Origin of the sequence: Agromyces italicus DSM 16388, from assembly GCF_000421545.1 — a bacterium.
GTDB classification, from domain to species: domain Bacteria; phylum Actinomycetota; class Actinomycetes; order Actinomycetales; family Microbacteriaceae; genus Agromyces; species Agromyces italicus.
This window is the reverse complement of record NZ_ATXF01000007.1, coordinates 87,122-107,538: the sequence shown is the minus strand read 5'-3', so window position 1 is coordinate 107,538 and position 20,417 is coordinate 87,122. Positions and strand designations below refer to the sequence as shown.

General features: G+C 67.9%; 32 protein-coding genes. All 32 read right to left on the bottom strand.

The window, feature by feature from the left end:
* Positions 1–27 precede the first annotated feature (27 nt).
* Positions 28–1,389, bottom strand: coding sequence for a phosphoglucosamine mutase (glmM, locus tag H516_RS0110940; RefSeq protein ID WP_022889755.1), 1,362 nt, complete (start codon positions 1,387–1,389; stop codon positions 28–30).
* Between the two features lie 18 nt (positions 1,390–1,407).
* The gene (rpsI, locus tag H516_RS0110935; protein WP_022889754.1) at positions 1,408–1,893 is read right to left on the bottom strand and encodes a 30S ribosomal protein S9; all 486 of its coding nucleotides are present in this window, start codon (positions 1,891–1,893) and stop codon (positions 1,408–1,410) included.
* A gap of 43 nt (positions 1,894–1,936) precedes the next feature.
* Positions 1,937–2,383 (bottom strand): 50S ribosomal protein L13, encoded by a 447-nt coding sequence (rplM, locus tag H516_RS0110930; RefSeq protein WP_022889753.1) that lies wholly within the window; start codon positions 2,381–2,383, stop codon positions 1,937–1,939.
* Positions 2,384–2,539: 156 nt separating this feature from the next.
* Positions 2,540–3,535: a tRNA pseudouridine(38-40) synthase TruA gene (gene truA / locus H516_RS19665; protein WP_022889752.1), complete on the bottom strand. Its 996-nt coding sequence runs from the start codon at positions 3,533–3,535 to the stop codon at positions 2,540–2,542.
* 128 nt (positions 3,536–3,663) lie between these two features.
* Positions 3,664–4,206 (bottom strand): 50S ribosomal protein L17, encoded by a 543-nt coding sequence (gene rplQ / locus H516_RS0110920; protein ID WP_022889751.1) that lies wholly within the window; start codon positions 4,204–4,206, stop codon positions 3,664–3,666.
* 48 nt (positions 4,207–4,254) lie between these two features.
* On the bottom strand, positions 4,255–5,241 hold the full coding sequence (locus H516_RS0110915) for a DNA-directed RNA polymerase subunit alpha (protein ID WP_022889750.1): 987 nt from the start codon (positions 5,239–5,241) through the stop codon (positions 4,255–4,257).
* Between the two features lie 132 nt (positions 5,242–5,373).
* Complete coding sequence (gene rpsK / locus H516_RS0110910) at positions 5,374–5,772, bottom strand: 30S ribosomal protein S11 (RefSeq protein ID WP_022889749.1); 399 nt, start codon at positions 5,770–5,772, stop codon at positions 5,374–5,376.
* 32 nt (positions 5,773–5,804) lie between these two features.
* Positions 5,805–6,185 carry a 30S ribosomal protein S13 gene (rpsM, locus tag H516_RS0110905; protein WP_022889748.1) on the bottom strand — a complete coding sequence of 127 codons (381 nt, stop codon included), beginning with the start codon at positions 6,183–6,185 and terminating at the stop codon, positions 5,805–5,807.
* 235 nt (positions 6,186–6,420) lie between these two features.
* The gene (gene rpmJ, locus H516_RS0110900) at positions 6,421–6,534 is read right to left on the bottom strand and encodes a 50S ribosomal protein L36 (RefSeq protein ID WP_022889747.1); all 114 of its coding nucleotides are present in this window, start codon (positions 6,532–6,534) and stop codon (positions 6,421–6,423) included.
* A 67-nt stretch (positions 6,535–6,601) separates the two neighbouring features.
* Positions 6,602–6,823, bottom strand: coding sequence for a translation initiation factor IF-1 (gene infA, locus H516_RS0110895; RefSeq protein ID WP_011186713.1), 222 nt, complete (start codon positions 6,821–6,823; stop codon positions 6,602–6,604).
* Positions 6,824–7,030: 207 nt separating this feature from the next.
* A complete protein-coding gene (gene ptsP / locus H516_RS0110890; RefSeq protein ID WP_281166825.1) occupies positions 7,031–8,713 on the bottom strand; it encodes a phosphoenolpyruvate--protein phosphotransferase in 1,683 nt (560 codons plus the stop codon).
* Between the two features lie 65 nt (positions 8,714–8,778).
* Positions 8,779–9,606, bottom strand: a complete 828-nt coding sequence (map, locus tag H516_RS0110885) for a type I methionyl aminopeptidase (protein WP_022889745.1) — start codon at positions 9,604–9,606, stop codon at positions 8,779–8,781.
* Between the two features lie 5 nt (positions 9,607–9,611).
* Positions 9,612–10,250, bottom strand: a complete 639-nt coding sequence (locus tag H516_RS0110880; protein ID WP_022889744.1) for an adenylate kinase — start codon at positions 10,248–10,250, stop codon at positions 9,612–9,614.
* Positions 10,247–11,572 carry a preprotein translocase subunit SecY gene (gene secY, locus H516_RS0110875; protein WP_022889743.1) on the bottom strand — a complete coding sequence of 442 codons (1,326 nt, stop codon included), beginning with the start codon at positions 11,570–11,572 and terminating at the stop codon, positions 10,247–10,249. The genes H516_RS0110880 and secY overlap by 4 nt, the downstream gene beginning before the upstream one ends.
* A gap of 132 nt (positions 11,573–11,704) precedes the next feature.
* Positions 11,705–12,373, bottom strand: a complete 669-nt coding sequence (gene rplO, locus H516_RS0110870; protein WP_022889742.1) for a 50S ribosomal protein L15 — start codon at positions 12,371–12,373, stop codon at positions 11,705–11,707.
* Complete coding sequence (rpmD, locus tag H516_RS0110865) at positions 12,373–12,558, bottom strand: 50S ribosomal protein L30 (protein WP_022889741.1); 186 nt, start codon at positions 12,556–12,558, stop codon at positions 12,373–12,375. The genes rplO and rpmD overlap by 1 nt, the downstream gene beginning before the upstream one ends.
* On the bottom strand, positions 12,558–13,226 hold the full coding sequence (gene rpsE, locus H516_RS0110860) for a 30S ribosomal protein S5 (protein ID WP_026378677.1): 669 nt from the start codon (positions 13,224–13,226) through the stop codon (positions 12,558–12,560). Before rpsE ends, rpmD begins: the two co-directional genes overlap by 1 nt.
* Positions 13,227–13,270: 44 nt before the next feature.
* Positions 13,271–13,630: a 50S ribosomal protein L18 gene (gene rplR, locus H516_RS0110855; protein ID WP_026378676.1), complete on the bottom strand. Its 360-nt coding sequence runs from the start codon at positions 13,628–13,630 to the stop codon at positions 13,271–13,273.
* A gap of 2 nt (positions 13,631–13,632) precedes the next feature.
* Positions 13,633–14,169: a 50S ribosomal protein L6 gene (rplF, locus tag H516_RS0110850; protein ID WP_022889738.1), complete on the bottom strand. Its 537-nt coding sequence runs from the start codon at positions 14,167–14,169 to the stop codon at positions 13,633–13,635.
* A gap of 4 nt (positions 14,170–14,173) precedes the next feature.
* Positions 14,174–14,572, bottom strand: a complete 399-nt coding sequence (rpsH, locus tag H516_RS0110845) for a 30S ribosomal protein S8 (RefSeq protein WP_022889737.1) — start codon at positions 14,570–14,572, stop codon at positions 14,174–14,176.
* Between the two features lie 170 nt (positions 14,573–14,742).
* Positions 14,743–15,327: a 50S ribosomal protein L5 gene (rplE, locus tag H516_RS0110840; RefSeq protein ID WP_022889736.1), complete on the bottom strand. Its 585-nt coding sequence runs from the start codon at positions 15,325–15,327 to the stop codon at positions 14,743–14,745.
* A complete protein-coding gene (rplX, locus tag H516_RS0110835) occupies positions 15,327–15,686 on the bottom strand; it encodes a 50S ribosomal protein L24 (RefSeq protein WP_022889735.1) in 360 nt (119 codons plus the stop codon). Before rplX ends, rplE begins: the two co-directional genes overlap by 1 nt.
* A gap of 2 nt (positions 15,687–15,688) precedes the next feature.
* The gene (gene rplN / locus H516_RS0110830) at positions 15,689–16,057 is read right to left on the bottom strand and encodes a 50S ribosomal protein L14 (protein ID WP_022889734.1); all 369 of its coding nucleotides are present in this window, start codon (positions 16,055–16,057) and stop codon (positions 15,689–15,691) included.
* A 32-nt stretch (positions 16,058–16,089) separates the two neighbouring features.
* Positions 16,090–16,410 carry a 30S ribosomal protein S17 gene (rpsQ, locus tag H516_RS0110825; RefSeq protein ID WP_022889733.1) on the bottom strand — a complete coding sequence of 107 codons (321 nt, stop codon included), beginning with the start codon at positions 16,408–16,410 and terminating at the stop codon, positions 16,090–16,092.
* A 2-nt stretch (positions 16,411–16,412) separates the two neighbouring features.
* Entirely contained in the window at positions 16,413–16,742 is a 330-nt protein-coding gene (gene rpmC / locus H516_RS0110820; protein WP_022889732.1) for a 50S ribosomal protein L29, read from the bottom strand.
* Positions 16,742–17,161, bottom strand: coding sequence for a 50S ribosomal protein L16 (gene rplP / locus H516_RS0110815; protein ID WP_022889731.1), 420 nt, complete (start codon positions 17,159–17,161; stop codon positions 16,742–16,744). The genes rpmC and rplP overlap by 1 nt, the downstream gene beginning before the upstream one ends.
* Before the next feature lie 2 nt (positions 17,162–17,163).
* Positions 17,164–17,916: a 30S ribosomal protein S3 gene (gene rpsC / locus H516_RS0110810; RefSeq protein WP_022889730.1), complete on the bottom strand. Its 753-nt coding sequence runs from the start codon at positions 17,914–17,916 to the stop codon at positions 17,164–17,166.
* A complete protein-coding gene (gene rplV / locus H516_RS0110805) occupies positions 17,916–18,281 on the bottom strand; it encodes a 50S ribosomal protein L22 (RefSeq protein WP_026378675.1) in 366 nt (121 codons plus the stop codon). Before rplV ends, rpsC begins: the two co-directional genes overlap by 1 nt.
* Before the next feature lie 25 nt (positions 18,282–18,306).
* Positions 18,307–18,588 (bottom strand): 30S ribosomal protein S19, encoded by a 282-nt coding sequence (gene rpsS, locus H516_RS0110800; RefSeq protein WP_022889728.1) that lies wholly within the window; start codon positions 18,586–18,588, stop codon positions 18,307–18,309.
* A 12-nt stretch (positions 18,589–18,600) separates the two neighbouring features.
* Complete coding sequence (gene rplB / locus H516_RS0110795; RefSeq protein ID WP_022889727.1) at positions 18,601–19,440, bottom strand: 50S ribosomal protein L2; 840 nt, start codon at positions 19,438–19,440, stop codon at positions 18,601–18,603.
* Positions 19,441–19,456: 16 nt separating this feature from the next.
* A complete protein-coding gene (rplW, locus tag H516_RS0110790) occupies positions 19,457–19,759 on the bottom strand; it encodes a 50S ribosomal protein L23 (RefSeq protein ID WP_022889726.1) in 303 nt (100 codons plus the stop codon).
* The gene (gene rplD, locus H516_RS0110785) at positions 19,756–20,415 is read right to left on the bottom strand and encodes a 50S ribosomal protein L4 (RefSeq protein WP_022889725.1); all 660 of its coding nucleotides are present in this window, start codon (positions 20,413–20,415) and stop codon (positions 19,756–19,758) included. The genes rplW and rplD overlap by 4 nt, the downstream gene beginning before the upstream one ends.
* Positions 20,416–20,417 lie beyond the last annotated feature (2 nt).

The following is a 20,417-nucleotide window of genomic DNA, read 5'->3' as shown; positions in this document are numbered from 1 at the left end:
TTCGGCTCCTGAGAAACGAAGCAGCGCTCAGAGGGCCAGTTCGGTCTTCACGACCTCGGCCAGGGTCGCCGCATGACGGTCGGCCTCGGTCTGATCGGATGCCTCGACCATGACCCGCACCATGGGCTCGGTGCCCGACGGCCGCAACAGCACCCGGCCCGAGTCGCCGAGTTCGGCCTCGATCTCGGCGACGGCTGCGGCGATGCGCTCGTTGCCGCCGAGACTGTGGTGATCGACGCCGCGCACGTTCACCAGCACCTGCGGGTAGACCGTCATCGCACTGGCCAGTTCGGCGAGCGACTTGCCGGTGCGCGCCATCTCGGCGACCAGATGCAGTCCGGTCAGCACCCCGTCGCCGGTGGTCGCGTACTCGCTCATGATGACGTGGCCCGACTGCTCGCCGCCGAGGGCGAACCCGCCGGCGCCGAGTGCCTCGAGCACGTACCGATCGCCGACCCTGGTCTCGACGACGTCGATGCCGTGCTCGGCCATCGCGCGCTTGAGGCCGAGGTTCGACATGACCGTCACGACGAGCGTGTCGTCGGTGAGCTTGCCCCGCTCCTTCATCGAGAGCGCGAGGATCGCCATGATCATGTCGCCGTCGACGATGTTGCCGTCGGCGTCGACGGCGAGGCAGCGGTCGGCGTCGCCGTCGTGGGCGATGCCCACATCGGCGCCGTGCTCGAGCACGGCGGCCTGCAGCTTGTCGAGGTGCGTCGAACCGACGCCGTCGTTGATGTTGACACCATCGGGGTCCGCCCCGATGACGACGAGTTCGGCCCCCGCGTCCTTGAAGGTCTCGGGCGAGACTCCGGCGGCGGCGCCGTGGGCGCAGTCGAGCACGACCTTGATGCCGTCGAGACGGTTCGGGAGGGTGCCGAGCAGGTGCACGACATAGCGGTCTTCGGCGTCGGCGAAGCGGCGGATTCGCCCGACGCCGTCGCCGACCGGAGCCAGCTTCTGCTTGCCGAGGTAGGACTCGATGCGATCTTCGACCTCGTCGGGCAGCTTGGTACCGCCGAAGGAGAAGAACTTGATGCCGTTGTCGGGCGCCGGGTTGTGCGACGCCGAGATCATGACACCGAAGTCGGCCTTGATCGAGTCGATGAGGAATGCGGCCGCGGGCGTCGGGATGACCCCGGCGTCGAGCACGTCGACACCCGAGCTCGCAAGGCCCGCAGAGACCGCGGCGGTGAGGAACTCACCGGAGACCCTGGGGTCGCGCGCGACGACGGCGACCGGGCGCCGCCCCGCTGCGCGGTTCTCGTCGGCGTGACGCCCCTGCGTGAGGACGGCCGCAGCCGCCTGGGAGAGGCCCAGGGCCAGGTCAGCCGTGAGTTCACGGTTGGCCAGGCCCCGGACCCCGTCCGTTCCGAAAAGCCGAGGCATACGGATTCGCGGAGCGGATTAACGCTTCGAGAACTGCGGAGCCTTGCGCGCCTTCTTGAGACCGGCCTTCTTGCGCTCGATGACGCGGGCGTCGCGAGTGAGGAATCCGGCCTTCTTCAGGGTCGGGCGGTTGTTCTCACGGTCGATCTCGTTGAGTGCACGGGCGATCGCGAGGCGGAGCGCACCGGCCTGGCCCGAGGGGCCGCCGCCGGTGATCTTCGCGACCACGTCGTACGAGCCGGTGAGCTCGAGCACGGTGAACGGGTCGGTGATGAGCTGCTGGTGCAGCTTGTTCGGGAAGTACGCCGCGAACTCGCGGCCGTTGACCGTGATGGTGCCGGCGCCGGGAACGACGCGCACGCGGGCGATGGCCTGCTTGCGACGGCCGACGGCCGCGCCCGACACGTTGAGCACGGGACGGGGGGTGGTGGGAGCGGCCTCGGGGGCGCTCTCGGTCGTGTAGCTCTCGGGAGCCGCTTCGATCTGGTCTGCGATCTTCGCCATGTTGGTGTGAATCCTTATTTCGAGAACGTCGAGGGTGCCGGAATTACTGGGCGACCTGGGTGAGGGTGTACGGCTTGGGCTGCTGCGCGGCGTGCGGGTGCTCGGGGCCCGCGTAGACCTTGAGCTTCTTCAGCTGGGCCCGACCGAGCGAGTTCTTCGGGAGCATGCCGCGGATCGCCTTCTCGACGGCGCGAACGGGGTTCTTCTCGAGGAGCTCGGCGTAGCCGACGGCCTTGAGACCGCCCGGGTAGCCCGAGTGGCGGTACGCCTTCTTCTGCTCGAGCTTCTGTCCGGTGAGTGCCACCTTCTCGGCGTTGACGATGATGACGAAGTCACCGGTGTCGACATGGTTGGCGAAGATCGCCTTGTGCTTGCCGCGCAGCAGGGCTGCGGAGTGGCTCGCGAGACGGCCGAGGACGATGTCGGTCGCGTCGATGACGACCCAGTCGCGCTGGATCTCGTTCGACTTCGGGGTATAGGTGCGCGTCACGGAAGTGCTGCTTTCTGATCGAGTGAGGGGTTCGTGAATCCCACTCCGGGGGAGTTCGATCGCTCACGCTGACGAACGCCTGGTGGAGGGCTCAACTTCGGGCACCGCTGCAGAGAACGGCACCAAAGGGAGATTCTAGCAGCTTCGACCCGCGAATCAGAATCGCGGCTCCTCCGCCGGGTCGCGGATGCCACGCGGCCGGAGCTCCCGCCTCGCTCGCGTCTGCGCGGCGCGGGCCTCGAGCTCGGCGTCGTCGGGGTAGCCGACCTCGGTGAGCACGAGCCCCTTCGCCGGCATCACCTTGAACTCGCTCGTGCGCCGCCCGGCCGCGAGGAGTGCTTCAGGACCGTCCGGCTCGAGCCGCCCCTCCCCCACCGCGACGCAGGCGCCCACGAGCGCCCGGACCATGGAGTGGCAGAAGGCATCGGCCTGCAACCGCGCGACGAGCACGCCGTCGGGACCGCGATGCCAGCTGAACTCCTGCAGCGTGCGGATGGTCGTCGCCTCGGGGCGCGGCCTGCAGAACGCCGCGAAGTCGTGGAGACCGGTGAGGTTCTCGGCCGCGGCATCCATGGCACCCGCGTCGAGCCCGCGCGGCAACCAGACCGTGCGCAGTCTCTGCAGCGGATCCTTCGTCGCCGAGGCGTCGGCGATGCGGTACTCGTAGCGCCGCCAGACGGCGGAGAATCGGGCGTCGAAGCCGCTGGGCGCGATCTCGGCGCTCGTGACGACGACATCGGCGTCAGCGGCACCGAGGATGCCGCCGAGGCGGCGGAGCAGCACCGTCGGAGGATCGGTGGCCACGAGGCCTGCGACCTCGCCGCGTCGCGGCCGGGTCACCGCGGTGAAGGCCGCGAGCGGCACATCGACATGCGCGACCTGCCCGACGGCATGGACTCCGGCGTCGGTGCGGCCCGCGACCGTCAGCCTCGGGACGACGTGCTCACGGCGGAACAGCGTGGCGAGTGCTTCTTCGATGACGCCCTGCACGGTCCGCAGACCCGGCTGGCGACTCCATCCCTTGAAGTCGGTGCCGTCGTAGGCGATCGCGAGTCGGATCCTGAGGCTCGCCTCGCTCGCGGTGCCGGCTGCTGCCGTGCCGGCCACGGGGTCGGTGCGCTCGGGCGTCGACGCGTGAACGGATTCGGGCATGGATCGAGTTTAGGCGCGCACCGCTTCGGCCAAGGTCCGGCCCGTTCTGGCGTGCCGATGCGAGGCCCGGGAGATACGCGAACGGGCCCCCGTGCGTTCTGCACAGGGGCCCGTTCTGCAGGGCGAGACTACTTGGCCTCGGCCGCCTCGGTCTCCTCGGCGGCGGGGGCCTCGGTGGCCTCCTCGGCGGCGGGGGCCTCGGGGGCCTCCTCGGCGGCGGGGGCCTCAGCGGCCTCCTCGACGACCTCGGCCTCGGGCTCTACGGCGACGGGCGCCGCGGCGGCGGGCTTGGTGGCGCGCTGCTTCTTCACGACCGGCTCGAGCACGAGCTCGATGACCGCCATGGGCGCGTTGTCGCCCTTGCGGTTGCCGATCTTCGTGATGCGGGTGTAGCCGCCCTCACGGTCGGCGACCTGCGGCGCGATGACTGCGAAAAGCTCGTGCACGACGGCCTTGTCGCCGATCACGGCGAGCACGCGACGGCGGGCGTGCAGGTCGCCGCGCTTCGCGAACGTGATGAGGCGCTCGGCGAGCGGGCGGAGCCGCTTCGCCTTGGTCTCGGTCGTGGTGATGCTCTTGTGCGTGTAGAGCGCAGCCGCGAGGTTCGCGAGCATGAGCCGCTCGTGCGAGGGGCCGCCTCCGAGGCGGGGGCCCTTGGTGGGCTTCGGCATGGTTCGTTATCTCCAGTGTGTGGGGGTCGGTGCTACGTGCGCGAGCGACTAGTTCTCGTCGTCGAAGCCGGTGTAGAAGTGGGCGCCGTCGAAGCCGGGCACCGAGTCCTTGAGCGACAGGTTCATCTCGGTGAGCTTGTCCTTGACCTCGTCGACCGACTTCTGACCGAAGTTGCGGATGTTCATGAGCTGCGACTCGCTCAGGGCGACGAGCTCCGACACCGTGTTGATGCCTTCGCGCTTCAGGCAGTTGTAGCTGCGCACCGAGAGATCGAGGTCTTCGATCGGGATCGAGAGCTCGCTCGAGAGCACCGCGTCGACCGGCGCGGGGCCGATCTCGATGCCCTCGGCCGCGGTGTTCAGCTCGCGCGCGAGGCCGAACAGCTCGGTGAGGGTGCGGCCGGCCGAGGCGATCGCGTCGCGCGGCGAGATGGCCGGCTTCGACTCGACGTCGACCACGAGGCGGTCGAAGTCGGTGCGCTCGCCGGCGCGGGTGGCCTCGACGCGGTAGGTGACCTTGAGCACCGGCGAGTAGATCGAGTCGACCGGGATCTGGCCGGCCTCCGAGTACTCGTTGCGGTTCTGCGAAGCCGAGACATAGCCACGGCCGCGCTCGATCGTGAGCTCGAGCTCGAACTTCGCCGAGTCGTTGAGCGTCGCGATGACCAGCTCGGGGTTGTGCACCTCGACACCCGCAGGAGCGGAGATGTCGGCGGCGGTGACCTCACCCGCACCCTGCTTGCGCAGGTACGCGGTGATGGGCTCGTCGTGCTCGCTCGAGACGACCAGGTTCTTGATGTTCAGGATGATCTCGGTGACATCCTCCTTCACACCGGGAACGGTCGAGAACTCGTGGAGCACCCCGTCGATGCGGATGCTCGTCACGGCTGCGCCGGGGATCGAGGAGAGGAGGGTGCGGCGAAGCGAGTTGCCGAGGGTGTAACCGAAGCCCGGCTCGAGGGGCTCGATCACGAAACGCGAACGGAACTCCGAGATGTTCTCTTCGGTGAGCGTCGGGCGCTGTGCGATCAGCACTGTTGATTCCTTTCGGCAGGGTGTCCGCTATATGACACCTGCGAGGTCGAGGATCTTGAGTTGTGTGAGAACGGATGTCCGGTGGCCGGGCGGGCTCCGAAGAGCCCGGCCCGACCACCGGCCCGGAGAGCCTTAGACGCGACGGCGCTTCGGCGGGCGGCAGCCGTTGTGCGCCTGCGGCGTCACATCGTTGATGCTGCCGACCTCGAGGCCGGCGGCCTGGAGCGAACGGATCGCGGTCTCACGGCCCGAGCCGGGGCCCTTGACGAAGACGTCGACCTTCTTCATGCCGTGTTCCTGCGCCTGGCGCGCAGCCGACTCGGCCGCGAGCTGCGCGGCGAACGGGGTCGACTTGCGCGAGCCCTTGAAGCCGACGCCGCCCGAAGAGGCCCAGCTGATCACGGCACCGTTGGTGTCGGTGATCGAGACGATCGTGTTGTTGAACGTCGACTTGATGTGAGCCTGGCCCACGGCGATGTTCTTCTTTTCCTTCTTGCGCGGCTTGCGAGTAGCCGCCTTTGGTGCTGCCATGTGTGAAATCTCCTAGATCTGGCGACGAGCGGTTACTTGCGGCCGGGCTTCTTCTTGCCGGCGACGGTGCGCTTCGGGCCCTTACGGGTGCGAGCGTTGGTCTTGGTGCGCTGTCCGCGGACCGGAAGGCCGCGACGGTGGCGAATGCCCTCGTACGAGCCGATCTCGACCTTGCGGCGGATGTCGGCGGCGACCTCGCGGCGGAGGTCGCCCTCCACCTTGAAGTTGCCCTCGATGTAGTCGCGAAGGGCGACCAGCTGGTCGTCGCTGAGGTCCTTCACGCGGATGTTCCCGTCGATACCGGTCTCCGCGAGCGTCTGCAGCGCGCGAGTGCGGCCGACGCCGAAAATGTAAGTCAGTGCGATCTCCACGCGCTTCTCGCGCGGGATGTCGACTCCTGCCAGACGTGCCATGTGTGGCTTCTCCTGTTTCGAAGTGGAGGTGTGGAGCACTGCCGGTGCCCGGGCCTCCGTCCCGAGGTGTCACCCGCGCGAGCGGGATCTGGCAGTGCCGATGCGGTGTTCAGTTGTGGTGAGCGGATGCCTCGTGTGAAGCCTGCTCGTGCGCCGAGGTCTCGATGCAGCGCCGGGGCGCCTTGCTCGACCTTGAGCCTTCGGTCGATGCCGCTTCGCGACGTCGACCTTCGGCTCAACCTTGGCGCTGCTTGTGGCGCGGGTTCTCGCAGATGACCATCACGCGGCCGTGGCGGCGGATGACCTTGCACTTCTCGCAGATGCGCTTGACGCTGGGGTTGACCTTCACAGTGGTTCCTCTGATTCGCTGTCCTCGTACCCGCGGAATGCCACGGGCCGTTACTTTCCGGCAGCCCTTACTTGTAGCGGTAGACGATGCGCCCGCGCGTCAGGTCATAGGGGCTCAGCTCGACGATCACGCGATCCTCGGGGAGGATGCGGATGTAGTGCTGGCGCATCTTCCCTGAGATGTGCGCGAGGACCTTGTGGCCGTTCGTGAGCTCCACCCGGAACATTGCGTTCGGAAGAGCCTCGATGACCGAGCCTTCGATCTCGATGACGCCGTCTTTCTTGGCCATAGCCTCACTATCGCTTGGAGTTGGGGATGCTGGTCGTGCGATGACTGCTGCACGCGTACCATGTGCGATGCCCTCGGACGAGGTCGTCGGGCATGCCAAGGCAGGCGTGCAGAACACCAAGGGTCAACTTTAGGCTATTTCAACCGTTTTCGCCAGTCGAGCATGCAGCCGGGTGGGTCCCCCCGGCGAGCACCCCTCGGGACCCGTTCAGCCGAACGCGTCCGCCGCGGATTCCGCAGCCGACCGCGCCGATGCCGCCCCGTCGGCGCCGAGCGCCGCCTCGGCGATCGTTCGGGCCTGCGCAGCCGAATAGCGGAGAAGCCTCGCCCGCACCCCGGCGAGCGCCGAGGGCGCCATCGACAGGCTCGTCGCGCCGAGTCCGACGAGCACGACCGCGAGGAGCGGGTCGGCGGCGGCCTCGCCGCAGATGCCGACCGGCTTGTCGAGCTCCGCCCCTGCCTCGCCCACCGCGCCGACGAGGCCGAGCACGGCCGGATGCCACGGGTCCTGCAGTTCGGCCGCATCGCCGAGCAGGCGATCGGCAGCCATCGTGTACTGCGTGAGGTCGTTCGTGCCGATCGACGCGAACTCGACGGCGGTGAGCAAGCGCTTGGCGAGCAGCGCGGCGGCGGGCACCTCGACCATGATGCCGGCGACCGGGAGCCCCGCCTCGTGGGCGAGCGCTGAGAACCAGGCTGCCTCCTCGACCGTCGCGACCATCGGCGCCATCACCTCGAGCCGTGCCTGCGTCCGCGAAGCTGCGACGGCGAGGGCGTCGAGCTGCCCGCGCAGCATCGGCTCGGCGCGTCGCAGCGCACGGATGCCCCGCAGCCCGAGTGCCGGATTCTCCTCGTGCCGCACGCCGAGGAAGGCGAGCGGCTTGTCGGCGCCGGCGTCGAGCACCCGCACCACGACCTTCTTCCCGGGGAAGGCTGCGAGGAGGCGTTCGTAGGCTTCCTGCTGCACCGTGCCCGACGGCTCGACATCGGACCCGAGGAAGAGGAACTCGGTCCGGAACAATCCGACGCCCTCCGCGCCGAGACGGACGGCCTCTTCGGCCCCGGCCGGGTCCCCGAGGTTGGCGAGCAACGGAACGGGTGTGCCGTCGGCGAGACGTCCCGGCGCGATCGGCGCCATCGCCTCCGCCTCCAGCTCCGCCTTCCGCGCTGACGCGGCGGCGATCTCGTCACCGGAGGGATCGCGCACGATGCGCCCCCTCGCCGCGTCGACGATCACGGTCTCCCCCTCGACGAGCCCCGCGGCATCCGCGCCGACGATCGCGACGAGCGACTTCTCGCGCGCGAGGATCGCCGTGTGCGATGTCGGCCCACCCTCGAGCGTCACGACGGCGAGTACCCGACCGAGGTCGAGGGTCGCGGTGTCGGCAGGGGCGAGGTCGTTCGCCACGAGCACGAAAGGATGCCCGGGGTCTGGAATTCCGGGAGCGGGCGCACCGGACAGGACCGCGATCACCCGCTGTGCGACGTCGGCGAGGTCTGCGGCGCGTTCGGCGAGGTACCCGCCCATGCCGGAGAGCAGCTCACGATATCCGTCGAAGGCTTCGAACACTGCCCGTTCGGCGGTCTGGCCGCGGGCCGCGTGCTCGGCGACGCTCGCGTGGACCGCGGGATCCTCGAGCATCAGCGCTTGGGCTTCGAGCACCTCGCCCGTGGTGCCCTCGGCGGCCTCCGCCCGGCGTCGGAGCTCTCGCGCGACCTCCGCCGCAGCGGCCCGCGCCCGCTCGAGTTCTTCTTCGGTGCGGAGCGCACTCGGCGCGACCGACGGTTCAGGCGGCGGCGGAGACATCCAGGCGACTGGGCCGATCGCGATCCCGCGTCCCACCCCGATCCCGATGAACTCCACCTCGATCACCCCCGGCTCGATCGGCACCACTGCGATCCCCCGGCGCCCGCGTTCAGCCTATCCCCGACGGCCCTGCGACGGGTCGGGAACGCTCAGTCGATCGGCGCCGGCACGATGCCGAACGGCGCAAGGCCCTCGGCGCCGCCGTCGGCGGCCGTGAGCACCCAGATTCCCGCGGCGTGCACGGCGACGCTGTGCTCCCAGTGCGCCGCGTCGGCGCCGTCTGCGGTGGTGACGGTCCAGTCGTCGTCGCGTACGAAGGTGTCGACCGCGCCGGCGACGAGCATCGGTTCGATCGCGACGACGAGGCCGGGCTTCACTGCGGGGCCGCGGCGGTCGACGCGGTAGTTGAACACCGGCGGCTCCTCGTGCATCGTGCGGCCGATGCCATGGCCGACGTACTCGGTGAGGATGCCGTACTCCCCCTCGCCGAGCACGTAGTCCTCGATCGCCGCGCCGACCTCGTTCAGGTACGAGGCGCGGGCGAGCGTCGCGATGCCGTGCCAGAGCGCGTTCTCGGTGACCGCCGAGAGCGTCTCCCTCGCCGAGACGATCTCGGGCCGGGCCGGGTCGGGCAGCACGATCGTGAACGCCGAGTCTCCGTTCCACCCGTCGACCTCCGCGCCGCCGTCGACCGAGACGATATCGCCGGGCTGGAAGCGCCGATCACCGGGAATGCCGTGGACCACGTCGTCGTTCACCGAGACGCACAGGGTGTGGCGATACCCGGGGACGAGCTGGAAGTTCGAGCGGCCGCCTGCCGCGATGATCGTTCGCTGCGCGGCGGCATCGAGTTCGAGGCCGGTCGCGCCGGGCACGGCACGCTGTCGAGCCTCACCGAGTGCCGCGGCCGTCACGCGACCCGCCGCGACCATCGATCGCAACTGGGCGGGCGACTTGTAGATCGAACGCCGGAACACGCGACTCAGGCCGCGGCGCCGGGGTGCCGCGGAGCGAGCCCCCGTGCGGCGAGCGCCTCGAAGATGCGCTCGGTCACCTCCGCGAGCGTGCCCACGCCGTCGATGCGCACGACGAGGCCGCGTTCGCGGTATACGTCGAGGATCGGAGCCGTCTCGCGCTCGTAGATGGCGAGACGATTCGCGATGACCTCTTCGGTGTCGTCGGTGCGGCCCTGCTCGACCGCGCGCTGGGTGAGCCGCGAGATCGACTCGTCTCGGGGAACCTCGAGTTCGATCACGGCGTCGAGCGCCTCGCCGCGACCGGTCAGGAACGCGTCGAGGTCGTCGACCTGGCCGCGATTACGGGGATAGCCGTCGAGCAGGAAGCCCTCCGCGGCGTCCGCCTGCGCGAGACGGTCGCGCACGAGCTCGCTGGTGAGCGCATCGGGCACGAGATCACCCGCCTCGATGATCACCTGGACCCGCTTGCCGAGCTCCGTGCCGCCGGCGACGTTGGCGCGGAAGATGTCGCCCGTCGCGACCTGGGGCACGCCGAACGCCGCGGCGACGAGCACACCCTGCGTGCCCTTGCCGGAGCCCTGCGGGCCGACGATCAGGAAACGGGCGGAGCTGATTGCGGCATCGCCGTTGGCGGGGGGCGTCATCGGAGAAGTCCTTCGTAGTGTCGCTGCTGGAGTTGGGCGTCGATCTGCTTGACCGTCTCGAGCCCGACGCCGACGATGATCAGGATGGACGCGCCGCCGAACGGGAAGTTCTGGTTCGCGCCGACCCAGACGAACGCGATCAACGGGATGAGCGCGACCAAGCCGAGGTAGAGCGAGCCGGGGGCCGTGATGCGGGTGAGCACGTAGTCGAGGTACTCGGCCGTCGGGCGGCCCGCGCGGATACCGGGGATGAAGCCGCCGTACTTCTTCATGTTCTCGGCCACCTCGTCGGGGTTGAAGGTGATCGCGACGTAGAAGTAGGTGAAGCCGACGATGAGCAGGAAGTACAGCAGCATGTAGAGCGGGTGGTCGCCCTTGGTCAGGTAGTTCGTGATCCAGAGCACCCACGGCTGGGGGTCCTCACCGGCCGCAGGCTGGTTGAACTGCGCGATCAGGGCGGGCAGGTACAGGAGCGACGAGGCGAAGATGACGGGCACGACGCCGGCCATGTTGACCTTGATCGGGATGTACGTGTTGTTGCCGCCGTAGGTTCGCCGGCCCACCATGCGCTTCGCGTACTGCACCGGGATGCGCCGCTGGCTCTGCTCGACGAACACGACCGCGACGACGATCGCGAGACCGATCAGGAGCACGATCGCGAAGATGTCCCAGCCGCGGGCGATGCCGATCGCCCAGAGCGAGCCGGGGAACGTCGCGGCGATCGAGGTGAAGATGAGCAACGACATGCCGTTGCCGATGCCGCGCTCGGTGATGAGCTCGCCCATCCACATGATGAGGCCGGTACCGGCGGTCATGGTGATGACCATGAGGAGGATCGCGTACCAGGCGTCGTTCGTGATCAGCGCCGAGCACGAGGGGTCGCTGTTCGGGAACAGGGCGCCCGAGCGGGCGACCGTGATGAGCGTCGTGGACTGGAGCACGCCGAGGGCGATCGTGAGGTAGCGGGTGTACTGGGTGAGCCTGCCCTGGCCCGCCTGGCCCTCCTTGTAGAGGGTCTCGAAGTGGGGGATGACCACGCGCAGCAGCTGCACGATGATCGACGCCGTGATGTACGGCATGATGCCCAGCGCGAAGATCGAGAGCTGCAGCAGTGCACCGCCCGAGAAGAGGTTCACGAGGTCGTAGAGGCCGGATGCCCCTGCCGCCTGGTTCGCCGCAAGGCACTGCTGCACGTTGCCGAAGTCGACGAACGGCGCGGGGATGAAGGATCCGAGCCGGAACAGGGCGACGATGCCCAGCGTGAACCCGAGCTTGCGGCGAAGATCCGGCGTGCGGAAGATCCGCCCGATGGCGTTGAACACTCGTCCTCCTGTTGCTCCGTGCGGTGCGACTGCGCCTCGCAGGGAGTTGGTTCGTTATACGACTCGAGCCAGTCGAGACCCCGCTTATCCTACGCGAGGTCCCGACTGGCTCGAACCAATCGTTTTCCGGTCTTACTTGACCGAGCCGCCGGCGGCGACGATCTTCTGCTCGGCCGAGCCGGAGACCTTGTCGACGGCCACGTTGAGCTTGACCTGGATGTCGCCGTTGCCGAGCACCTTGACGCGCTCGTTCTTGCGCACTGCGCCCTTCTCGATGAGGTCGGCGATGGTGACATCGCCGCCCTTCGGGTAGAGCTCGGCGAGCTTGTCGAGGTTCACGACCTGGTACTCGACGCGGAACGGGTTCTTGAAGCCGCGGAGCTTCGGCGCACGCATGTGGTACGGAAGCTGTCCACCCTCGAAGCCGGGGCGGATGTTGTTGCGGGCCTTCGAACCCTTGGTGCCGCGACCGGCGGTCTTGCCCTTCGAACCCTCACCGCGTCCGACGCGGGTCTTGTCCTTCTTGGCACCGGGAGCGGGGCGAAGGTGGTGGACCTTCAGCACCTGCTCGCGCTTCTCCGCGACGTCGGCCTTGGGAGCCGCCTTCTTCGCGGGGGCCTTCTTCGCGGGGGCCTTCTCGGCCTTCGCGTCGTCGGCCTTCGCAGCAGCGGCCTTGGCCGGAGCCTTCTTCGCCGCAGCCGCCTTGGGGGCGGCCTTCTCGGCGGCGGGCTTCGCGGCGGCCTTCTTCGCCGGAGCCTTCTTCGGGGCCTCGGTGGTGGCGTCGTTCTTCTCGTCAGCCATTAGTCAATCTCCTCAACCTTCACGAGGTGAGCGACGGTGTTGACGTACCCGCGGTTCTGCGGGGTGTCCTCACGCACGACCGACTGGCCGATTCGCTTGAGCCCGAGGCTGCGCAGCGTGTCACGCTGGTACTGCTTCTCGCTCACCTTGGACTTGATCTGGGTTACCTTCAGCTGCTTGGCCATCAGGCACCTGCCTTCGCTGCTGCGGCAGCCTCGGCCGCCTGCGCCTCGGCGCGGATGAGACGCGCGGGGGCGACCTGGTCGTAGTCGAGACCACGACGAGCTGCGACCGCACGGGGCTCTTCGAGCTGCTTCAGCGCTTCGACCGTGGCGTGCACGATGTTGATGGTGTTCGACGAGCCGAGCGACTTCGACAGCACGTCGTGGATGCCGGCGCACTCGAGCACCGCACGCACCGGACCACCGGCGATGACACCGGTACCGGGCGACGCCGGGCGGAGGAGCACGACACCGGCCGCGGCCTCACCCTGGACGGGGTGCGGGATGGTCGCGCCGACGCGGGGAACGCGGAAGAAGTTCTTCTTCGCCTCCTCGACGCCCTTGGAGATGGCGGTGGGAACTTCCTTCGCCTTGCCGTAGCCGACACCGACGAGGCCGTTGCCGTCACCGACGACGACGAGCGCGGTGAAGCTGAAGCGACGACCACCCTTGACGACCTTCGACACGCGGTTGATGGTCACGACGCGCTCGAGGAACTGGCTCTTCTCGGCATCGCGGCCACCGCGATCGCGGCCACCCTGGTTGCGGTCGCGGCCACCGCCGCGGCGGCCGTCGCGCTCGTTGCGCGCCGGCTCGGAGGCGGCTGCCGTCTCGACGGGTGCCTCTGCAATCACCTCGGGCTCCTTCGTAGTGCCATTTTCAACAGATGCTGTGCTCACAGGTTGAGCCCTGCCTCTCGCGCTCCATCGGCGATCGCTGCGACGCGACCGGCGTACTTGTTGCCGCCGCGGTCGAAGACGACGGAGTCGACACCGGCCTGCTTGGCGCGCTCGGCGACGAGTTCGCCGACCTTCTTCGCCTTGGCGGTCTTGTCACCGTCGAACGCGCGGAGGTCGGACTCCATGGTCGACGCCGACGCGACGGTGTGACCCTTGGCGTCGTCGACGACCTGCACGAAGACGTGGCGGGCCGAGCGGGTGACGACGAGACGGGGGCGGAGCTCCGTGCCGACGATCTTCTTGCGAAGGCGGGTGTGGCGGCGCGAACGCGCGGCCGTCTTGCTCTTCACAGCCATGATTACTTACCTGACTTTCCGGCCTTGCGACGCACGACCTCGCCGGCGTAGCGGATGCCCTTGCCCTTGTACGGCTCGGGCTTCTTGATCTTGCGGATGTTGGCGGCGGTCTCGCCGACGGCCTGCTTCGAGATGCCCGCGACCGTGAGCTTGTTGTTGCCCTCGACGGTCAGCGTGATGCCCTCGGGCGCCTCGACCGTGACCGGGTGCGAGAAGCCGAGCGCGAATTCGACCGCGCTGCCCTTCTGCGCGACGCGGTAACCGGTGCCGACGATCTCGAGGCCCTTGGAGTAGCCCTGGGTCACACCGATGATGTCGTTGGCGATGAGGGTGCGCGTGAGGCCGTGCAGCGAACGCGAGGAGCGCTCGTCGTCGGGACGGGTCACGACGACCTGGTTCTCCTCGAGCTTGACCTCGATGGGCGACGCGACGCTGAGCGACAGCTCGCCCTTCGGGCCCTTGACGGTGACAGCGGCGCCGTCGACCTTGACGTCGACACCCGCGGGGATGTCGATGGGAAGTCGTCCGATTCGTGACATGGGATTACCACACGTAGGCGAGGACTTCCCCACCCACGCCCTTCTTCTCGGCCTGGCGGTCGGTCAGCAGACCGCTGGAGGTGGACAGGATCGCGACGCCGAGGCCGCCGAGGACCTTGGGCAGCTCGGTCGACTTCGCGTACACGCGGAGGCCGGGCTTCGAGACCCGCTTGATGCCGGCGATCGAGCGCTCGCGGTTCGGGCCGAACTTGAGCTTCAGCGTGAGGGTCTTCCCCACGCGAGCGTCGGTGACCTCGAAGTCTGCGATGTAGCCCTCGAGCTTCAGAATCTCGGCGATGTGCGCCTTGAGCTTCGAGTTCGGCATCGACACGGAGTCGTGGTGCGCGGAGTTCGCATTCCGCAGGCGGGTCAGCATGTCAGCGACCGGGTCGGTCATCGTCATGACGATTCGTTCCTTACGTTCACCAGGTTTCAGGACCCGTTACACGGGGACTGACCTGTGGTGTGGCCTCAGCGATTGCATGAGACCGGAGTCCCGCACCCGCCGGCCTCCGAGCGATCGGAGACCGGCAGACGCGAGCACAAACTCGTAGAGCCTACTACAGATGGCTGCTACGCGGCGTCGGTCGACTTGAACGGGAAGCCGAGCGCCTTGAGCAGCGCGCGACCCTCGTCGTCGTTCTTGGCGGTGGTCACCACGGTGATGTCCATGCCGCGAACGCGGTCGATCTTGTCCTGGTCGATCTCGTGGAACATCGACTGCTCCGTGAGACCGAAGGTGTAGTTGCCGTTGCCGTCGAACTGCTGGTCGCTGAGTCCGCGGAAGTCACGGATGCGAGGCAGGGCGAGCGAGAGCAGGCGGTCGAGGAACTCCCACATGCGGTCGCCGCGGAGCGTGACGTGCGCACCGATCGGCTGACCCTCGCGCAGCTTGAACTGCGCGATCGACTTGCGGGCCTTGGTCACCTGCGGCTTCTGGCCGGTGATCTTGATGAGGTCGGCGATCGCGCCGTCGATGACCTTGCCATCGCGTGCGGCCTCGCCGACGCCCATGTTCACGACGATCTTCACGAGGCCGGGCACCTGGTGCGGGTTCGTGTACTCGAACTGCTCGGTGAGGCCCTTGGCGATCTCGCCGCGGTACTTGGTCTTCAGTCGCGGCTGGATTTTGCCAGCCTGCGTAGCCGTGTCGGTCATTACAGGTCCTTACCTGACTTCTTGGCGTAGCGGACGCGGACGGTCTTCGAGACACCGTCCTTCGTCACCTGCTCGGTGCGGAAACCGACGCGGGTCGGCTTCTTCGTCTCGGGGTCGACGATCGCGACGTTCGAAACGTGGATCGGCGCCTCGTGGGTCTCGATGCCGCCGGTCTTCGAGCCGCGCTGCGTCTGGCCGACGCGAACGTGCTTCGTGACGAAGTTGATGCCTTCGACGACGACGCGGTTCTCGGCGACGAGCACCTCGAGGACCTTGCCCTGCTTGCCGCGGTCTCCGCCGCGAGCCTGGCTGCGGCCCGAGATGACCTGGACGAGGTCGCCCTTCTTGATGTTGGCCATGTTTACAGCACCTCCGGTGCCAGCGAGATGATCTTCATGAACTTCTTGTCGCGCAGCTCGCGACCGACCGGCCCGAAGATGCGGGTACCGCGGGGGTCACCGTCGTTCTTCAGGATGACCGCGGCGTTCTCATCGAACTTGATGTACGAGCCGTCGGGACGACGGGTCTCCTTGACGGTGCGGACGATGACGGCCTTGACCACATCGCCCTTCTTGACGTTGCCGCCGGGGATGGCGTCCTTGACGGTGGCGACGATCGTGTCGCCGATGCCGGCGTAACGACGCTTCGACCCACCGAGAACGCGGATCGTGAGCAGCTCCTTGGCGCCGGTGTTGTCGGCGACCTTGACTCGTGATTCCTGCTGAAGCACTTCGAACTCCTTCTTTCAAGCAAGCCCGAGGCTTACTTGGCCTTCTCGACGATCTCGACGAGACGCCAGCGCTTCGTGGCGGAAAGGGGGCGGGTCTCGCTGATCACGACGAGGTCGCCGATGCCGGCGGTGTTCTGCTCGTCGTGCGCCTTGACCTTCGAGGTACGGCGGATGACCTTGCCGTACAGCGGGTGCTTCACGCGGTCCTCGACCTCGACGACGATGGTCTTCTCCATCTTGTCGCTGACGACGTAGCCGCGACGGACCTTGCGGTAACCGCGAACCTCGTTGGACTCCGCGAGGTCGGTCGCGGTTTCGACCGCGGGCTTCGCAGCCTTCTTGGTCTCAGCCATGATCAGGCCTCCTTCGTCTCTGCCTCGGCAGCTGCATCAGCGGATGCCTCGGCCTTGGCCTTCTTCGTCTTCTTCTCGGCCTTGGCGGGGGCCGCCTCGACCGGCGCGGGCGTGGCACGGATGCCGAGCTCGCGCTCACGGATGACCGTGTAGATGCGGGCGATGTCGCGCTTGACGGCCTTGACCCGGCCGTGGCTCTCGAGCTGGCCGGTGGCCGACTGGAAGCGCAGGTTGAACAGCTCCTCCTTGGCCTTCTTCAGCTCGTCGACGAGTCGCTCGTCTTCAAAGGTGTCGAGCTCTGCGGGGCTGAGCTCCTTGGTGCCGACGGCCATTATGCGTCGCCCTCCTCGCGCTTGATGATGCGTGCCTTGAGGGGCAGCTTGTGGATGGCACGGGTCATGGCTTCACGGGCGAGCTCCTCGGAGACGCCCGAGACCTCGAAGAGGACGCGACCCGGCTTGACGTTGGCGACCCACCACTCGGGCGAACCCTTACCGGAACCCATGCGGGTCTCGGCCGGCTTCTTCGTGAGCGGACGGTCGGGGTAGATGTTGATCCACACCTTGCCGCCACGCTTGATGTGACGCGTCATCGCGATACGAGCGGACTCGATCTGACGGTTGGTCACGTAAGCGGGCGTGAGCGCCTGGATGCCGTACTCGCCGAACGACACCTTGGTGCCGCCGGTGGCCTGGCCCGAGCGGCCGGGGTGGTGCTGCTTGCGGTACTTGACTCGACGGGGAATCAACATGGTTATGCCTCAACTCCTGCGGTCGCCGGCTCGGCCTTCGGGGCGCGGTCGCGGCGGGGACGGTCGTTGCGGTCGCGGGACGGCTTCTGAGCCGCCTGCTCGCGCGCGAGTTCCTTGTTGGTGATGTCGCCCTTGTAGATCCAGACCTTCACGCCGATGCGGCCGAAGGTGGTCTTGGCCTCGTAGAAGCCGTAGTCGATGTTCGCGCGGAGCGTGTGCAGGGGCACACGGCCTTCGCGGTAGAACTCCGAGCGGCTCATCTCGGCGCCGCCGAGACGGCCCGACACCTGGATGCGGACGCCCTTGGCGCCGGCGCGCTGCGCGCCCTGCAGGCCCTTGCGCATCGCGCGGCGGAACGCCACACGAGCGGAGAGCTGCTCGGCGATGCCCTGCGCGACGAGCTGGGCGTCGGCCTCGGGGTTCTTCACCTCGAGGATGTTGAGCTGGATCTGCTTGGCGGTGAGCTTCTCGAGATCGGCGCGGATGCGCTCGGCCTCGGCGCCGCGGCGGCCGATCACGATGCCGGGACGCGCCGTGTGGATGTCCACGCGGACGCGGTCGCGGGTGCGCTCGATCTCGATGCGCGAGACCCCCGCGCGGTCGAGCGACGTCTGCAGCAGACGACGGATCTTGACATCCTCGGCGAGGTAGTCGGCATAGCGCTGTCCGGGCTTCGTCGAGTCGGAGAACCACCGCGACACGTGGTCGGTGGTGATGCCGAGACGGAAGCCGTACGGGTTGACCTTCTGACCCATTACTTCGTACCCTCCTCGGGCGTGGCGAGCACGACGGTGATGTGGCTCGTTCGCTTGTTGATGCGGAAGGCACGACCCTGCGCGCGCGGCTGGAAACGCTTGAGGGTGGTGCCCTCATCGACGAATGCGCGGCTGATGTAGAGGTCCTGCTCGTCCAGATAGGTGTTCGTTGCATCGGCCTTGACGCGAGCGTTCGCGATGGCCGAGGCGACGAGCTTGTACACGGGCTCGCTCGCACCCTGGGGGGCGAACTTCAGGATGGCCAGGGCCTCCTGAGCCTGCTTGCCGCGGATCATGTTGACGACACGACGGGCCTTCATGGGGGTCACGCGGATGTGACGCACGCGTGCAATCGACTCCACCATTTCTTTCCTCCTTCACGCCACCGCGTCAGCGGCGGCGGCCCTTCTTGTCGTCCTTCACGTGACCACGGAAGGTGCGGGTGGGGGCGAACTCGCCGAGCTTGTGACCCACCATGGTCTCGGTGACGAACACCGGGATGTGCTTGCGGCCGTCGTGCACGGCGATCGTGTGCCCGAGCATGGCCGGGATGATCATCGAGCGGCGCGACCACGTCTTGATGACGTTCTTCGAACCGGCTTCGTTCTGGACGACGACCTTGCGAAGCAGGTGCTCGTCGACGAAGGGGCCCTTCTTGAGACTGCGAGGCATCTTCTCTTACTCCTACTTGCGCTTCTTGCCGACGGTGCGACGACGGACGATGAGCTTGTCGCTTTCCTTGTTGGGGCGACGAGTGCGGCCCTCGGCCTTGCCCCAGGGGCTGACCGGGTGGCGACCACCGGAGGTCTTGCCCTCACCACCACCGTGCGGGTGGTCGATCGGGTTCATCGCGACACCGCGGACGGTCGGGCGGACGCCCTTCCAGCGCTTGCGGCCGGCCTTGCCCCAGTTGATGTTCGACTGCTCGGCGTTGCCGACCTCGCCGACGGTCGCGCGGCAGCGCGCGTCGACGTTGCGGATCTCACCCGAGGGCAGACGGAGCTGCGCGTAGGGGCCGTCCTTGGCGACGAGACGCACCGAGGCGCCGGCCGAGCGAGCCATCTTGGCACCGCCACCGGGGCGCAGCTCGATGGCGTGCACGACGGTACCGGTGGGGATGTTCTTCAGCGGCAGGTTGTTGCCCGGCTTGATGTCGGCGCCGGGGCCCGACTCGACGATGTCGCCCTGCGAGAGCTTGTTCGGAGCCAGGATGTACCGCTTGGTGCCGTCGACGAAGTGCAGCAGCGCGATACGCGCGGTGCGGTTGGGGTCGTACTCGATGTGAGCGACCTTGGCGTTGACGCCGTCCTTGTCGTTGCGACGGAAGTCGATCACGCGGTACTGGCGCTTGTGGCCACCACCGATGTGACGGGTCGTGATGCGGCCCTGGTTGTTGCGACCACCGGTCTTCGACAGGGGGCGGAGCAGCGACTTCTCAGGAGTCGAACGCGTGATCTCCGCGAAGTCGGCGACCGACGAACCGCGACGACCCGGGGTCGTGGGCTTGTACTTACGAATAGCCATTTTCTACCTCTGCTCCCTAGCCGACAGCCGTGAAGATGTCGATCGAGCCGGACTTGAGGGTGACGATCGCGCGCTTCGTGTCCTTGCGCTTGCCCATGCCGAACCGGGTGCGGCGGGTCTTGCCCTGGCGGTTCAGGGTGTTGATCGACGCCACCTGGACGTTGAAGATCTTCTCGATGGCGAGCTTGATCTCGGTCTTGTTCGAGCGGGGGTCCACGGTGAACGTGTACTTGCCCTCGTCGATCAGGCCGTAGCTCTTCTCCGAGACGACCGGCGCGATGATGATGTCGCGCGGGTCCTTGTTGTGTGCGGCGCTCATGCGGAGACCTCTTCCTTCTTCGCCGACTTCGCGGCCACGAAGGCCTCGAGCGCGGCGGCGCTGAAGACGATGTCGTCGGCGACGAGCACGTCGTAGGCGTTGAGCTGGTCGACCGGCAGCACGTGCACGGTCGGGATGTTGCGGACGGCGCGCTCGGCGAGCGCCTCGTCGCGCGCGAGCACGATCAGGAAGTGCTTGGCCGGGGCGATGCCGTCGAGGAGCGCCAGGGCGTCCTTCGTGCGAGGGGCGTCACCGGCGACGAAGCCCGAGACCGCGTGGATGCGGCCGCCGCGTGCGCGGTCGGAGAGCGCGCCGAGGAGGGCCGCGGCGATCATCTTCTTCGGGGTCCGCTGCGAGTAGTCGCGCGGCTGCGGGCCGTGCACGACGCCACCGCCGGTCATCTGCGGGGCGCGGATCGAGCCCTGACGAGCGCGGCCGGTGCCCTTCTGCTTGAACGGCTTGCGACCGGCGCCCGAGACCTCGCCGCGGGTCTTGGTCTTGTGCGTGCCCTGGCGTGCCGCAGCGAGCTGCGCGACGACGACCTGGTGGATGAGCGGGACGTTGGTCTGCACGTCGAAGAGCTCGGCGGGCAGCTCGAACGAGCCGGACTTCTTGCCGGTCGCGTCGAGCACGTCGATGGTGTTGGCGGTAGCCATGG